This is a genomic window from Clostridium cochlearium (assembly GCF_900187165.1).
Classification (GTDB): Bacteria; Bacillota; Clostridia; order Clostridiales; family Clostridiaceae; genus Clostridium_G; species Clostridium_G cochlearium.
Window position 1 is genome coordinate 281,534 of sequence record NZ_LT906477.1, and the last position, 15,439, is coordinate 296,972.

At 28.6% G+C, this 15,439-nt stretch carries 19 protein-coding genes; 11 read left to right on the top strand and 8 right to left on the bottom strand.

Going from position 1 to position 15,439, the window contains the following annotated elements; all coding sequences use genetic code 11:
- Positions 1-56: 56 nt before the first annotated feature.
- Positions 57-737, bottom strand: coding sequence for a TIGR00266 family protein (locus tag CKV72_RS01360; RefSeq protein ID WP_089865661.1), 681 nt, complete (start codon positions 735-737; stop codon positions 57-59).
- A gap of 109 nt (positions 738-846) precedes the next feature.
- Positions 847-1,158, bottom strand: a complete 312-nt coding sequence (locus CKV72_RS01365; RefSeq protein WP_089865664.1) for a hypothetical protein — start codon at positions 1,156-1,158, stop codon at positions 847-849.
- Between the two features lie 168 nt (positions 1,159-1,326).
- Here CKV72_RS01365 and CKV72_RS01370 point away from each other — a divergent pair, with 168 nt between their 5' ends.
- Both CKV72_RS01370 and CKV72_RS01375 read left to right on the top strand, forming a co-directional pair.
- Complete coding sequence (locus CKV72_RS01370) at positions 1,327-2,394, top strand: DNA polymerase IV (RefSeq protein ID WP_095177236.1); 1,068 nt, start codon at positions 1,327-1,329, stop codon at positions 2,392-2,394.
- A 145-nt stretch (positions 2,395-2,539) separates the two neighbouring features.
- Positions 2,540-2,881, top strand: a complete 342-nt coding sequence (locus CKV72_RS01375; protein ID WP_095177237.1) for a cupin domain-containing protein — start codon at positions 2,540-2,542, stop codon at positions 2,879-2,881.
- A gap of 43 nt (positions 2,882-2,924) precedes the next feature.
- Here the strand turns inward: CKV72_RS01375 and CKV72_RS01380 are convergent, their stop codons facing one another.
- Together CKV72_RS01380 and CKV72_RS01385 are read right to left on the bottom strand one after the other, a co-directional pair.
- Positions 2,925-3,335 carry a hypothetical protein gene (locus CKV72_RS01380; protein ID WP_095177238.1) on the bottom strand — a complete coding sequence of 137 codons (411 nt, stop codon included), beginning with the start codon at positions 3,333-3,335 and terminating at the stop codon, positions 2,925-2,927.
- Between the two features lie 125 nt (positions 3,336-3,460).
- Complete coding sequence (locus CKV72_RS01385) at positions 3,461-3,979, bottom strand: hypothetical protein (protein ID WP_089865676.1); 519 nt, start codon at positions 3,977-3,979, stop codon at positions 3,461-3,463.
- 75 nt (positions 3,980-4,054) lie between these two features.
- Between CKV72_RS01385 and CKV72_RS12320 the strand changes: the two genes are divergently transcribed.
- From CKV72_RS12320 to CKV72_RS01405, 5 genes are all read left to right on the top strand, one after another.
- Positions 4,055-4,276 carry a hypothetical protein gene (locus CKV72_RS12320; RefSeq protein WP_143012626.1) on the top strand — a complete coding sequence of 74 codons (222 nt, stop codon included), beginning with the start codon at positions 4,055-4,057 and terminating at the stop codon, positions 4,274-4,276.
- A 58-nt stretch (positions 4,277-4,334) separates the two neighbouring features.
- Entirely contained in the window at positions 4,335-4,523 is a 189-nt protein-coding gene (locus CKV72_RS01390) for a hypothetical protein (protein WP_089865679.1), read from the top strand.
- Between the two features lie 118 nt (positions 4,524-4,641).
- On the top strand, positions 4,642-5,079 hold the full coding sequence (gene mntA, locus CKV72_RS01395; protein WP_089865682.1) for a type VII toxin-antitoxin system MntA family adenylyltransferase antitoxin: 438 nt from the start codon (positions 4,642-4,644) through the stop codon (positions 5,077-5,079).
- A gap of 3 nt (positions 5,080-5,082) precedes the next feature.
- The gene (locus CKV72_RS01400; RefSeq protein WP_095177239.1) at positions 5,083-5,226 is read left to right on the top strand and encodes a HepT-like ribonuclease domain-containing protein; all 144 of its coding nucleotides are present in this window, start codon (positions 5,083-5,085) and stop codon (positions 5,224-5,226) included.
- 136 nt (positions 5,227-5,362) lie between these two features.
- Positions 5,363-6,733 carry an MATE family efflux transporter gene (locus CKV72_RS01405; protein WP_095177240.1) on the top strand — a complete coding sequence of 457 codons (1,371 nt, stop codon included), beginning with the start codon at positions 5,363-5,365 and terminating at the stop codon, positions 6,731-6,733.
- Positions 6,734-7,277: 544 nt separating this feature from the next.
- Here the strand turns inward: CKV72_RS01405 and CKV72_RS01410 are convergent.
- Positions 7,278-8,039: an MBL fold metallo-hydrolase gene (locus tag CKV72_RS01410; RefSeq protein ID WP_095177241.1), complete on the bottom strand. Its 762-nt coding sequence runs from the start codon at positions 8,037-8,039 to the stop codon at positions 7,278-7,280.
- A 124-nt stretch (positions 8,040-8,163) separates the two neighbouring features.
- Here CKV72_RS01410 and CKV72_RS01415 point away from each other — a divergent pair, with 124 nt between their 5' ends.
- Genes CKV72_RS01415 through CKV72_RS01425 form a run of 3 tightly spaced genes read left to right on the top strand, consistent with a single transcriptional unit; the run spans position 8,164 to position 11,124 of the window.
- The gene (locus CKV72_RS01415) at positions 8,164-9,051 is read left to right on the top strand and encodes an acyl-CoA dehydratase activase-related protein (protein WP_089865690.1); all 888 of its coding nucleotides are present in this window, start codon (positions 8,164-8,166) and stop codon (positions 9,049-9,051) included.
- Positions 9,052-9,077: 26 nt separating this feature from the next.
- Complete coding sequence (locus CKV72_RS01420) at positions 9,078-10,178, top strand: 2-hydroxyglutaryl-CoA dehydratase (protein WP_095177242.1); 1,101 nt, start codon at positions 9,078-9,080, stop codon at positions 10,176-10,178.
- On the top strand, positions 10,159-11,124 hold the full coding sequence (locus tag CKV72_RS01425; RefSeq protein ID WP_095177243.1) for an acyl-CoA dehydratase activase: 966 nt from the start codon (positions 10,159-10,161) through the stop codon (positions 11,122-11,124). Before CKV72_RS01420 ends, CKV72_RS01425 begins: the two co-directional genes overlap by 20 nt.
- An 86-nt stretch (positions 11,125-11,210) precedes the next feature.
- Here CKV72_RS01425 and feoB read toward each other — a convergent pair whose 3' ends face one another.
- On the bottom strand, positions 11,211-13,316 hold the full coding sequence (gene feoB / locus CKV72_RS01430; protein ID WP_095177244.1) for a ferrous iron transport protein B: 2,106 nt from the start codon (positions 13,314-13,316) through the stop codon (positions 11,211-11,213).
- Between the two features lie 12 nt (positions 13,317-13,328).
- Positions 13,329-13,568 carry a FeoA family protein gene (locus CKV72_RS01435; protein WP_089865696.1) on the bottom strand — a complete coding sequence of 80 codons (240 nt, stop codon included), beginning with the start codon at positions 13,566-13,568 and terminating at the stop codon, positions 13,329-13,331.
- Between the two features lie 146 nt (positions 13,569-13,714).
- On the opposite strand from CKV72_RS01435, the gene CKV72_RS01440 reads away from it, so the two are divergent.
- Positions 13,715-14,182: an iron dependent repressor, metal binding and dimerization domain protein gene (locus CKV72_RS01440; RefSeq protein ID WP_089865699.1), complete on the top strand. Its 468-nt coding sequence runs from the start codon at positions 13,715-13,717 to the stop codon at positions 14,180-14,182.
- 230 nt (positions 14,183-14,412) lie between these two features.
- Here the strand turns inward: CKV72_RS01440 and CKV72_RS01445 are convergent, their stop codons facing one another.
- On the bottom strand, positions 14,413-15,237 hold the full coding sequence (locus tag CKV72_RS01445; protein WP_242955752.1) for a PLL family lectin: 825 nt from the start codon (positions 15,235-15,237) through the stop codon (positions 14,413-14,415).
- Positions 15,238-15,439: the final 202 nt, after the last annotated feature.

Consider the following 15,439-nt stretch of genomic DNA (forward strand, 5'->3'; position numbering starts at 1 on the left):
AAAAAGAGCTGTTAATAGCGATTTAAAATATCGCTAATTCAACAGCTCTTTTTTAATCAATCTTTATGTGGAATTAAACTATATATATGTGCTGCCATGTTTTGCATAGGCATAGTTTGAAGATAAACTTTGCCAGGACCTGTTAAAGTAGTAAGGAATAATCCTTCACCACCAAAAAATATATTTTTCATTCCTTTTACTGTAGTCACATCAAAATCAACAGAGGGTTCAAACATAGCTACATATCCTGTATCAACTTTTAGTGTTTCACCTGGGGATAAAGTATATTCTTCTATATATCCATCAAATTCTAAAAATACTAATCCAGGACCAGTGATTTTCTGAAGTATAAAACCTTCACCACCAAAAAGACCTGCTGAAAGTTTTTTCTTAAAAAATGTTGTAAGAGAAACACTTTCTTCTGAAGCTAGAAAAGCATCCTTTTGAGCTATTACACTTTCACCATGAGATAAATTAAGAGCTAATATTTTACCAGGAAAAGAAGAAGGAAAGGCTATAGTACCATAACCTCCACTGCAGGTAAATGTATTTAAAAATATGGATTCTCCAGACATCATTCTTCCAAGACCGCCCATAAGTCCGCCTTTCATATTAGTATCCATAATTATATTATCAGACATCCAACCCATGGCCCCAGCTTGAGAAACAACTTTTTCGCCAGGGTTAAGATTACAAATAACAACAGGTAAAGTACCACCTTTTATTTCGTAATTCAAATAAATCACTCCCCACTATTTATTAAATGAATTATATCATAATAATCTTAAATTAATATTAAAATAACTAGAGAATAATTTCTATTCCCTAGTTATTTTACATGGGGTATTATAAGTAGTACAGCATTCCGTTTTTTATAAGAAAACAAAATAAAGCAGTAACAAAACAAAAACCTAATAGTATAAATATAAATAGTACACTTATCCAATCTAATTTACAGCTTATTTTGCCCATAATATATAATTTATTAGAAAGTAAAACTTCACATCCTAAAATTATAAGTATAATAGGCCACCAATTTAACGCTTTTATTAAAAAATCTTCATTTCCATAAATATTAAAAAATATAAAAGCAATTCCTGAAATTATAAGGGATAGTCCTAAGGTTAAAGAACCAATTCTCCATTCACGCATTTCCATTTTAGATTCTCCTTGTCTTTGTTTTGTTATATATATTATAAAAATTAAATCTTAAGTAAAAATTACATAATATATTAAGAATTTCTTAACTTTAGAAGAAATACTTTAAAATATATGATAAAATATATAAGAACATAAGTTTGGTTAAAATGTAAAGGAGTATGTAATTTGGATAGAATTATTATGCATATAGATTTAGATGCTTTTTTTGCCTCTGTAGAGCAAAGAGATAATCCTAAATTAAAGGGAAAACCTGTTATAGTTGGGGGAACTAGTGGTAGGGGAGTTGTGGCAACAGCTTCCTATGAAGCTAGAAAATATGGTGTTCATTCTGCTATGCCTGTTTTTATGGCTAGAAAAAAATGTCCCTATGGTATATATGTTCCCTCAAGACATGATAGATATAGGGAAGTATCAAAGAATATATTTAAAATATTTTATGAAATAACTGAAGTTGTAGAACCAGTTTCCATAGATGAAGCCTATTTAGATATAACAAATTGTGGTAAAGAACCTTTAAAGGTTGTAGATTACATAAAAAAAGAAATATGGAAAAGGGAAAGACTAACTGCATCTATTGGAATTTCTTATAATAAATTTTTAGCTAAATTAGCTTCGGATTGGAATAAGCCAAATGGAATAAAAATAATAAAAAAAGATATGATTCCAGATATATTATTACCTTTATCAATAAATAAAGTACATGGAATGGGAAAAAAGTCAGTGAAAAAAATGAATAATATAGGTGTTTTTAAAATTGAAGATATGTATAAGCTTCCCTTAGATCTTTTTATAGAGTATTTTGGTAAATTTGGATTAGAAATATATGAAAGAATAAGAGGAATTGACAATAGAGAAGTTGAAGTTGGAAGAGAAAGAAAATCTATAGGAAATGAAACAACCCTAAGAAAGGATACTAAAGATATAGAAGAAATTAAAAAATATCTGTATAGTTTTTCTAAAAGTATATCAAAGGGTTTAAGGAAAAACCACATGTGGGGAAAGACAGTAACAGTAAAAATAAAAAATTATAAGTTTGAAATCACAACCAAAAGTAAAACCTTAAAAGAATATATTAATGAAGAAGAAAAAATATATATTGAAGCCTGTAAAATACTTGATAGCATAAATATAAAAGACCCCTTAAGACTTATAGGTCTTACACTATCAAATCTTTCAGAAATTAAAATTGAACAATTAACTATAGAACAACTTATGAACTCCCAAAGAAGTTAAAATAAGTTCTTTGAGTTCTTTTAAATAAGTTACAATTTGGTAGCATAAGTTACGGAATTTAAGGGAAAAATATACTATACTAAAATCATAGATTATCACTTTAAAAAATATAAATTAAATTTTATTTAAAATTGGAGGGAATTATATGAAAAATAATTTAATTAAAAACGTAGAATTTGCAAAGATTTTTAATTTAGAAGAACTAGTAGAATACCAAGAGGGTCAAGTAATAAGTAGAACTCTTTCTCAAGGAAAAGGTTCCAGTGTAACCTTATTTTCCTTTGACAAAGGAGAGGAGATAAGCTCTCATTCATCTGATGGAGATGCAATGGTTTATGTTATTGATGGAGAGGCAGAAATAACAGTTGGAGATGAAAAGTTTAATGTAAAAAAAGGTGAAACTATAGTAATGCCATCAGGTATACCTCATGCCTTATATGCAACAGAAAAATTTAAAATGCTTCTTATAGTTATATTTGAGCAATAAAAATAAAAAGACCCTTGTGCTAAAAATTAGCATTGGGGTCTTATTATATAGAATTAGATTTTAATCTTTTAATTATATCTAATATTTTATTAGAAGATAAATGGGGATTTAAATTTTTTAAAAAACTATAAATAGCAGCATTGGATAGTGTAAGGGGTTTTAAATCAGAAATCTTTTGCTTACTTTCAATTTCATATTTACTAAGAAGTTTAGTCCAAGAATTATTTTTAGCAAAAGACAATCTTTTATATAAAGCTATAGCTCTACCCAAGTCTGCGCAAATAAATTTTATAGGAATAGTTTTATTAAAACAACTATTATAAATACATAAAGATGAAATCAACGAGTTTATTTCTTTTATATAATTTGAACAAGGTTTAGGTACATTAGTTTTTAATAATTTATTTATTTCTTTTGTATCATATATATTATTTTCAATAAAATATTCTCCCATAGAATTAAAATTTTCTTTTATTTATATCCTTAAGATTTGTAAGAGTAGAAAAATTACTGTATATTTCAGGTTCTATTTCGTTATTACCATTACCATAAATTAAAAGGGTCCATTTTTTTCTATTTTTAGTCATCTACTATATCCATATCTTTTAAATTTGAAAAATCTATACCTCTAGAAGGTTCCTCTTCACAAGTAGGACCTATTATAGTTCTTATATCACAACCATCAGTTTGTTCACTACCACCTTTAATGGATGCTCTAATTTCACCTTCTTGGAAGCAACGTGATAGTACGAAGTTAAATTCACCTAGAGCAGTTGGAGCAACCTCATCATCATTTAGATTATTCCATTTTATTACTCTTACATTTTCATCAGGTAAGAATAAACAAGAGGCATTTTCATTTTCTGGATAAAATATTGTTACATCTATATCATCTGCATCTTCTGCAGAAACTTCTACACCATTTTTAGAAACTCTTAACACTTCATGTTCTGGACAAAGTTCTAAATCCCAGTGGCTAATTTCTTCACTGGAAGTATCTCCTGTTTTAGTAATAATATAAACCCAAGTTTGTGTGCCATCAGGATTACATTGTGGAAAACCTTCTTTTAATTCAAGGCTATAATTCAAAACTGCCATATATGTCACCTCCTATGCTTTTATATTATGAAGTATTTTGTAAAAGGTGATGTAATTTTGTAACTTTTTAAAGCATTGATTAATAATAAAAAGAATTGTAACTTAATATGGGGTCAAGGTAAAACAATAGTTAAGCCTTGTGATACTTGTAAAAGTATAAAGGTAAATGTAGATGCTCCATTACCCCCGCCAGTTAAATGTAGCATTAATATAGAGCTGATATTAATAATAATAATCTTACTAATAATTATTAAAAAATCTTGTTGTAGTGAATGCTGTTATTATAATGAATGCTAGTATTAATATTTACTATAATATTAAACTTTTAAATAAAAACGTGGGGTGTGATTTATAAATGAAGAATAAAATTAAAATACATAAATTACTTGTAAGACAAGAGGAAAACTGTGATCCAATAGAAGTAGATCCTTGTGATCCAGAAGGAGATGACAGAGTATTTAAAGCAAGAATTATTGCACATTATTTAAATCCAGAATGTTGTGAATGTAATTGTCCAGAAGATAATAATGATGTTGAAGCATAAAATATAATAAGGGGGTGTCCAAATGGACACCTCTTTTTTAATGGTATTTTTAAATATATATTTAGTGTATAATTAATATAATAAAGATATTTCAAATGATAGTTTGGTAGGTGATATTGTGTTGCAAAATAACCTAAAAGAAGTTATAAATATTTTAGATAATAATATAGAGAAATTAGTTGAGGATTATGGAATTAAATTATTATATATATTTGGTTCTTATGCAAAAGGTAAAAATACTGAAGATAGTGATTTAGATATAGCAGTTCTTTTAGATGAAAATTATAATCCTATGGATAAATTAAGCTTAATAGGAGATTTAACTTTAATATTTAAAAGAAATGATATAGATTTAGTTATTTTAAATTCTGCAAGTCCAGTCTTAAGGCATCAAATAATCAAATATGGAAAACTTGTATATATGGAAAGTGAAGAAATTAAGGTATTTTTTGAAGTTAAAGTTCTTAAGGTATACATGGATATGGAACCATTTAGAAGAACTCAGATGAAATATATTAATGAATGGATTGAAAAAAATTCAGGGAGTGATAGTTAAAACATGGTTTCATTTAGAAATATACTTGTTCACGATTATATGAAAATTGACGAAGAAATAATTATAAATGTATTAAAAAATAATTTGGATGATTTTGCTAAATTTATGAATTACATAAACCAATGGATTAAAGAAAAAAACTATTGAATAACACAATCTTATATGATATAATGTTTTTTCAAGAAAAAATATATAGATTAGTGATGAAGCAAACCACTTTGAAAAACTTCTAAGGGTTTGCTTTTAATTTGAAGATAATTTATAGGGGAAAGGAGAGATCGTATTGGAAAACACATTAAAAACAAAAGCTAGAAACAATGAATTTTATAAAGTTTTAGGGAGATTAGCACTACCTATAATAATTCAAAACTTTATAACAGCTTTTTTGAATATGATAGACACAGTTATGGTAGGAAAATTAGGTGAAGTGGAAATAGCATCTGTAGGTGTAGCAAACCAATATTTCTTTTTCTTTAACCTACTTGTACTTGGAATATCTAGCGGTGGAGGAATATTTATTTCTCAATTTTGGGGAAAAAGAGATGAAAAAAACATAAAAAAAATATTGGGAGTAAATGTAATAGCAGGTGTTTCAATATCATTGATAATGACATTAATAGCTTTATTAATGCCAGAAAATATAATATCTTTATTTAATAAAGATCCACAAGTCATACAATCAGGAGCTAAATATTTAAAAGTCATATCTGTAAGTTATATACTTACTGCTATAACTTTAGCATACAGTATATCTTTAAGATGTATTGGAGAAGCCATAATACCAATGGCCATAAGTGGAATTGCATTAATTACTAATGTATTTTTTAACTATGGATTAATCTTTGGACACTTTGGATTACCAGCCTTAGGAGTAAAAGGAGCAGCCTTAGCTACTGTAATTGCTAGATTAGTGGAATGTTTAGCACTTTTAATATATGTATATAGTAAAAAAGGTGTCTTAGCAGCATCCATAAAAGAAATGACAGATATAAACATGAAATTCATAAATAAAATATATAGAACTATAGCAAGTGTACTATTTAATGAAGCTTGTTGGGGACTAGCTATGGTTATGTATGCAGCAATATACGGTAGAATAGGTACAAAAGCCATTGCATCAATACAAATATGTACTACAGTACAAAACCTATTTATGGTAGTAACACTAGGGGTAGCTAATGCTTCAGCAGTTATGATAGGAAATAAAATAGGAGAAGGAAAAGAAGAAGAAGGAAAAGAATATGCTAAAAAATTTACTAAAATGGGTATAGTACTTGGAATAATATTAGGTTTTTCTATGGCACTAAGTGCACCATTTATATTAAACTTATTTAATGTATCTAAAGAAGTTATGACAACTTCTTTACTTATACTATATATAACCTCTGCTATAATGGTAATGAGAGTATTTAATGCTGTTATGATAGTAGGAGTTCTAAGAGGTGGAGGAGATGCAAAATATGCATTAATATCAGAAGCTGTAACTATGTGGCTTGTAGGACTTCCCCTAACTTTAATAGCCGCATTCATAATAAAACTACCAGTATATATAGTAGCATCCATGGCAGGCATAGAGGAATTTGGAAAGTTCATATTAAGTTATAAGAGAGTTAAATCGAATAAATGGATAAAAAACGTCATTCATAATATATAAATTTTGCGTCATAAAATTTTTATAGAGGACAATTGACAGAGGACAGAGGACAATGAAGGATGATTTTCTTCCTTACGTCAGAAAATCTTTAATCTTATTAGTTATAATTGAAAATGGAGAATGGAAAGTGGAAAATGATTGACAACTTTTCTCCATTCTCAATTATATCTACATTGACATTTTTATTGATGGCTTGTTAAAGCTTTGCTAAACATAACTTCAGTTTCTACAAAAATTAAAATCAAAAGTTTTTATTTAACAAATAAATAAAATAAATTATTATATAAAGATTAATTTATTTTAAATCTCATCAGATTTTATAAAATTAAAATTTTTTCGTAATGACAATGAAGAAAAAATGTCTATCATTTTCAATTTTCAACTTTCAATTTTCAATTATATTATAAAATTAAAGATTTTCTGTAGCAAGGCGGAAGAAAATCTTCCTTCATTGTCCTATGTCAATTGTCCTCTGTCCTCTGTTAAAAAAATTACATCGTAATTTTTTTTATATTGTTCATTGTTATTAAATTTAGCAAAAGTGTCAAACACTTTTACTAAATTTAATAACCTGCCCTCTTTCTTCTACCAAAGCTATCTCACAAGGAACCACTTCATTTATTTCTTCCATTTTTTCAATAAAATCCTTAACAATGTAAGTGTTTTCCCAATAATGCATAGGAACAAATAAATTAGGTCTTATTTTATTTATAAAATAATTTCCACCTAAATAAAAAAACTTATCCAATCTATAATCCACAGGGAAGAAAGATATATCCACATTATCCACAGAATTATGTAATTTATTTATAATGGATTTAAAATTGAGTTCCATATCTGCTTGTTCTTCCATGGGATCATTTTCCCAATGCCACCAGTTTAAATCTCCAGCATGAAATATAGCGATACCATCTACTTCAACGTAATAAGAAACTCCAATATCTGTAGAGCCAAAGACTTTAATATTAGCCCCATCTACATTAAGTTTTCTATTTTCATAGGCTATTAAGTGATTTTTATTATAGTTTTCTAAAAAAATATCACTACTTAAAATGTATTTTATATTTTTATTATATTTTTCCCATTCTAGTATTAATGGATTAAAATGGTCGTGATGACTATGAGAAGAAAAAACTAAAACTTTTTTCCTACCTTCTAAATCCTCTTTAGAAATAACCCCATTTTCAATATTTCTTTCATCTCCTTTAGGAGTATCAACATAATAATCAAATATTAAAAAATAATTTTCTGTTTCTACTGCAAAACCATCATGATAAAGATAATGAATTTTAGCTTTATTAGTCATTAAAAAACCGCCTTCCTTGCAAAAATCTAATATATATAATATACCATAATTTAATATAGATGAATAAAATTTATATATTGGTCAATAATGTAAATGATTAAATTAAAATTAGGAGAGAAGAAAAATGAAAATAGGTATACCAAAAGGACTTTTATATTATAAATATTATCCTTTTTATATAAGTTTTTTTAAAAATTTAGGATTTGAAGTTGTTACTTCACCAGATACCAATGAAGATATATTAAATAATGGAATAAAAACCTGTGTAGATGAAAGTTGTCTTCCGGTAAAGGTATTCCATGGACATTGTTCCTATTTAAAAGATAAATGTGATTTACTTTTTGTACCAAGAATTATGCAAATTAATAAAGATGAATATATTTGTCCTAAATTTTGTGGGTTAGTAGAAATGATTGCAAATAGCATAGATAACATACCTCCTATTATAAGTGAACCTATTTATGCTTATGGAGAAAAGCAATTAAAAAAGTGGGCTTTTAAAACAGGAAAAATTTTAAAAGGAAATAGGCTATTAATAAATAATGCCTTAAAGAAAGCATTAAAAGTTCAACAACAATACGAATCAGGTATAAATAACGAAAATTTTTCTAAAAAAATAGCATTAATAGGTCATCCTTATAATATATTTGATAATTATATAAATATGGATATAACAAAGAAATTAAATAAATTAGGTATAGGAGTTATTACAGAAGAGTGTTTAGGACAAAATTATATAAATAAAGAAGTAAAAAGATTGTATAAGAAGCCATTCTGGACTTTCGTTAGAAACTCCTATGGATTTGCTTCTTACATGGCAAGAAATAAAATAGTAGACGGTATAATTTACATATCCTCTTTTGGATGTGGTATAGATTCTGTTATTTTAGAGCTTATAAAAAATGAAGATGAAAAAGTCCCAATACTTGAAATTAAATTGGATGAACAAAGAGGAGAAGCTGGCATAGATACTAGATTAGAGGCTTTTTCTGATATGTTACAAATATCTTAGTTGAAAAGAGAAAGGGATGGATAAAATTGAATATAACTTTTCCACACTTGGGAAACACTTGCTTTGCAGTTAAAGCTCTTTTAGATGATTTAAATATAAAGTATACAATGCCTCCTTTTACTAATAAAGAGATGCTACAAATAGGTTCAAAATATTCACCAGAGGAAATATGCTTACCCTACAAATTAATGTTAGGTTCTTATATAAAAGCTATAGAACAAGGGGCAGACACTTTAGTATTACCAGGTAGCTGTGGTCCCTGTAGATTTGGAGAATATGGAGAACTTCAAAAAAATGCATTAGAAAAGTTAGGATATAAGGTAGATCTTATACTATTAGATAAACCTGCAGCTATTGGAAAAAATGAATTTATAAATAGAATAAATAAAATAAATAAAGAAAGTAAAGTAAGTCCTTTATTAAAAATAAAAGCTATAAAGCTTTCTCATGAAATAATAAATTTAATGGATAGTATAGAAGGAGAATTAAGATTTTTAGCGGGTTATGAAAAGAAAAAAGGACAATGTAGAAAACTTTTGGAAGCTTGCAAGAAAGAAGCATTACATAGCAATGGTACTGAGGGAACATTAGATGTTTTAAAAAAGTACAAAAAGAAAATAAAAAATATAGAAATAGATAAAAACAAAGACCCTATAAAAATAGCAATTATAGGAGAAATATATACCATACTAGAGCCATTTTCTAATTTATATATAGAAGATAAACTTATGAATATGGGAGTAAGTACTTTAAAATCTTTAACTCCTAGTTGGTGGGTAAAGAATACTTTATTATCTGTTATTAAATTAAATTCTTTAGATATGAGACTTGCTTCAAGAAAATATCTTCCTTATTACATAGGGGGACATTGTAGAGAGAGTGTAGGAGATGCGGTTTTATTTAAGAGAAAAGATTTTAATGGAGCTATACAAATATTTCCTATGGGATGTATGCCAGAAATAGTTTGCAAGGCAATACTTCCTACAATATCTAAAGAAGAGGACTTTCCTATAATGTCTTTAGTAGTGGATGAACTAACGGGAGAATCTGGCTTTGACACTAGAGTAGAAGCCTTTGTAGACTTATTAGAAAGGAGAAGGTTTAAAGATGTATCATATGGGAGTTGACGTAGGTTCTGTTAGTACAGATATAGTTATTTTAGATGAAAAGGATAATTTAGTAGAAGGTCTATATTTAAAAACTTTGGGAAATCCTATAAAAATATTGGGAGAAGGCTTTAAAAAATTAGGAGAAAAATATAAAGACAAAGAAATAGCATCTATTGGAATTACAGGAAGTGGTAGAAAAATTGCTTCTTTTTTTATAGGAGGAGATGCTGTTAAAAATGAAATAACAGCTCATGCAGTAGCTTCGCTAGAATTGAATCCAGAAGTTAGAACTATAATAGAAATAGGAGGACAGGATTCAAAAATAATAACCCTGCAAAATGGAATTATAAATGATTTTGCTATGAATACAGTATGTGCAGCAGGTACAGGTTCTTTTTTAGATAGGCAAGCAGAAAGAATGGGGATTTCCATAGAAGAGCTAGGAGATTTAGCATTAAAGGGAACAGGAGATGTAAGAATTGCTGGAAGATGTGCTGTATTCGCTGAATCAGATATGATACATAAACAGCAAATAGGATGCAGTAGAGAAGATATTTTAAGAGGACTTTGTAAGGCTTTAGTTAGAAACTATCTAAGTAATGTAGCAAAGGGAAAAGAAATAAAAGAAAAAATATTTTTTCAAGGTGGAGTTGCTGCTAATGAAGGTATAAAAAGAGCCTTTGAAGAAACTTTGGGATATAAAATATATGTACCTAAAAATCATAAATTAATGGGGGCCATAGGAGCATCACATTTAGGAAAAAGTGAAGCTATAAAAAATGGCAATACCACATTTAAAGGATTTAACTTTTGGGAAAGCAATTTTAAAACAGAAACCCACAACTGTGATGGTTGTGGAAACTGCTGTGAAGTAATAAAAATATTAAGTGGTGGAAAAGTTGTAGGATTTTTCGGAGACAGGTGCAGCAAATGGAGCAATAAAATTATGACAAAGGCAATTTAAAAAAATCTAGGGTATTGAATTATTTCAATACCCTAGATTTTTTTCTTTTCATCCCCGGGGCATATTAACAATTTATTAACAAATTGTTAACAAATTGGAAACAAGGCAAAAGTTTGAGTAACTAAAAAGCAAACTACAATTCCAAATAGTGTTGGAAGAAGGAAAGAAACTAGAGTCCATTTAAAACTACCTGTTTCTTTTCTTATGGTTAAAAGTGTAGTTCCACAGGGGAAATGCATAAGTGTAAAAATCATTACATTTATTGCAGTGACAATAGTCCAACCGTTAGCAATTAAAAGATCTCTCAAAGTTGAAAGGTTTTGAAATTCTATTAAGGCTCCAGCAGACATATAGCTCATAATTATAATTGGTATTACAATTTCATTAGCAGGAAGTCCTAGTATAAAAGCTAGAAGAATATATCCATCCATACCAATGGCTTTAGCAAAGGGATTTAAAAAATTAGCACATATTTGAAGAATACTATTATCTCCCACATAGGTATTTGCAAAAAACCAAAGTATTAAACCTGCAGGGGCAGCTACTACAATAGCTCTACCTAAAACGAAAAGAGTTCTATCCAATATGGATCTTATTAATATTTGTCCAACCTTTGGTTTCCTGTAAGGGGGAAGTTCTAAGGTAAAAGAAGAAGGTTCTCCTTTTAATAACGTTTTAGATAGTAATTTAGATGACAATAAGGTAGCAATTATACCTAAAATTATTATAAGTGTAACGGTAAGTGCAGCTATAACACCATTGAAAGAACCAGAAAAATTGCTAGCTATAAAAATCATAGTTATAGAAATTAAAATAGGGAATCTACCGTTACATGGGACAAAGGTATTTGTAATAATTGCAATAAGCCTTTCTCTAGGTGAATCTATTATTCTACAGCCAATTACTCCAGCGGCATTACAGCCAAATCCCATACACATAGTAAGAGCCTGTTTTCCATGAGCACAAGCTTTTTTAAAGAAATTATCTAAATTAAAGGCAACTCTAGGCAGATAACCTAAATCCTCTAAAAGAGTAAAAAGTGGGAAGAAAATAGCCATAGGAGGAAGCATAACAGATATAACCCAGCCTAAAGTTCGATAAACTCCTAAAATTAAAGGACCATGAAGTTTTTCTAATCCTCTAGACATAAAAAAGGCAGTAAGTTTTTTTTCTAAATTACTAAACATATTAGCAAGCATTTCTGATGGCACATTTGCACCTTCTATAGTTATCCAAAGTGTTAAAGCTAAAAGTGCTATCATAACAGGTATTCCAAATATTTTAGAAGTTAAAATATCATCTATTTTTCTATCAAATTCATTGTAGGACTTATCCTCAAAGGAAACTACTTGTTTGCTTATATTTTCAGCAATACTTACCATAGTTAAAACAATATCATCCCTTAAGTCCTTATCTTCATTGCGATTTAAAGGTAAAAGATTGTAATCAAAATCTAAATATTTTTTCATAGAATTTAATATGCTTTTATTTTCATCTAATAATTTTAAAGCTATCCATCTATTACTCAAACTGCTATTATTAAATTTATCAATTTCATTTTCAAGATTTTCAATTCTTTTTTCTATATCATCTCCATAATTTATTTTTATAGGATTTGTTTTTATATCCCCAGTAGAAACCTTATATACAGCTTCCATTAAATCTTCAAGTCCCTTACCATTTCTAGCACTAGTGGCAACTACAGGAACACCTAAAAGCTGAGATAACTTATCTATATCTACGGTGATTTTTTTTCTTTCGGCCTCATCTATAAGATTTACACAAACTACAACCTTATCTGTAATCTCAAGAACTTGCAAAACTAGATTAAGATTTCTTTCAAGACAAGTAGAATCTGTAACAACTACAGTAGCACTTGGATTTGCAAAGCAAATAAAATCCCTTGCAATTTCTTCTTCTACAGAACTTGACAGCAAAGAATAGGTACCAGGTAAATCTACCAAAACAAAATTTTTCTCATTAAATGTATAATTGCCAAGAGCAGTAGTAACAGTTTTACCTGTCCAGTTACCTGTATGCTGTTTTAATCCTGTAAGAGTATTGAATAAAGTGCTTTTCCCAGTATTAGGATTTCCAGCTAAAGCAATAACAATATCCTCCATAGGGTTTACTTTGTTGCCTAACATTTGAGATAAAGCATTTATATTAGATAAATGGTTTATGTTACTCATTTACACCCTCCATTATATTAATTGCACTAATATTTTAGAAGCTTCTTCAGAACGAAGAGCTATAACAGCACCTCTTATTTCATAAGCAGTAGGGTCTCCAGAAGGACTTTGTCTAAGACACTGAACTTTTGTACCCTGTATCAAACCCAAATCTAACATCCTTCTTCTAGAAATTCCATCAGATATAAGTTTTTTAACAGAAACAATGCTTCCCATAGGAGCTTTATTTAAAGGTAGTAAATTATTCTCCATAAAAAAAACCTCCATAAAAATTTTTACTTATTACAATAAAATTTAGTCTCGTGAAAACTTTTATACATAATTCTAATATATTGCAAATTTATAGATTTGGTTACACATATATATAAAATATATATAAAAAATTAAGGTGGGATTTTATGAATAGCAATAAAAAATTTCATACTGTAAGAGGATACGAGATATTAAAAAAACACAAAAATCTTTTAACCAATAGCATGGAAGATTATCTAGAAATGATATATAGAAATAGTTTAGAATGTGGATATACCAGAATAAATGAAATATCTAAATCCTTAAATATAAGACCTTCTTCTGCAACTAAAATGGTACAAAAACTATCGGAAATTGGATTTGTTAATTATGAAAAGTATGGCATAATCAAACTTACAAAAAAAGGGGAGGATATGGGGAGCTTTTTATTAAAAAGACATAGTATAATAGAAAATTTTTTGAAAAATATAGGAGTGAAAAAGGACATATTAGTAAACATAGAGCTTATAGAACATAGTGTAACAAAAGAAGCATTAGAAAAAATAGATTTACTCAATAGATTTTTAAAAGAAAATGATGATATAAAAGAAAAACTTCAAAATTTTACAAAGTAGAAAAAATTCTTGACTTTTAAATGCACATAGTATAGAATTATCAATGAAATAAAGTTAAAATTAATAAATTGATAAAACGATATAATGTAATTAAAAAAATAAGGCGGTTTTATCTAACTAAAATATGCCCTCAAGATATAATATATATACCTCAAAAAGTTCAGATAGAGTAAAATAAATACTCCATCTGAACTTTTTTATTATGTGAAAAATTAATATAAATAAATATTTTAAGAAGAAAAGTTTCTGTTTATAATTATATCATTAAATCCCTTTGCATAAACTTCTATTCTGTTAGAAGTAGGAGAGATAGATACTGGTGGAGAAGTTAAAAATCCTCCAAGACTTTGCCAGTTGCTCCAACGTGATCCGTTCCAGTTTTTATAAATTAACTGATTAAATCTTCCTCTAGCAAAAACATCAATTCTATTTCTACCTCTTGAAGAAGCACAAGGAGCAGAAGTTAACTGACCTCCAAGATCTTCCCAATCATGCCAACGAGAACCGTCCCACCATTTGTGGATTAAAGTGTTATTTCTTCCTCTGGCAAAAACGTCAATTCTATTAGGACCCCAAGATACACATCCAGGAGCAGAAGTTAAATTTCCACCTAAAGCTTCCCAGTCATGCCAACGAGAACCGTCCCACCACTTATGATAAAGCTGGTTATCAGTACCTCTTACAAAACAATCCAGTCTATTAGAAGCCCAAGAGCATATAGAAGGAGCAGAAGTTAAAATACCACCAAGGCTTTCCCAATCATTCCATCGAGAACCATCCCACCATTTGTGGTACATGGCATTATCAGTACCTCTTACAACCACATCAATTCTATTAGGTCCCCAAGAAACTGCTGAAGGTGAAGAAGTTAAAATGCCACCAAGACTTTCCCAATTGCTCCAGCGAGAATTTTGTCTCCACCTATGAGTAAGTTCCCTATTAGCTCCCCTAGCAAATAAATCCAATCTATTGGGAGCCCAAGATGAAACCCCTAAACCAGATGTAACTCTTCCAGGAATCACTGTCCAAGGTGACCATCTTCTATCAGTTTCCATTGCTTGCTGTTGTCTATAAAAGCAGTTTTCACAATTAGCATTCCAATAATACATAATTTTAAAATCCTCCATGACTTACTACTTTATTATAATATTCTTACCCTAAAAGTTTTGTGAACAACTAATAATGAATAATGAACAATTTAGGTGGATTTTCTTCCTTACGTCAGAAAATCTTTAATCGTATTAGTTAGAATGGAGA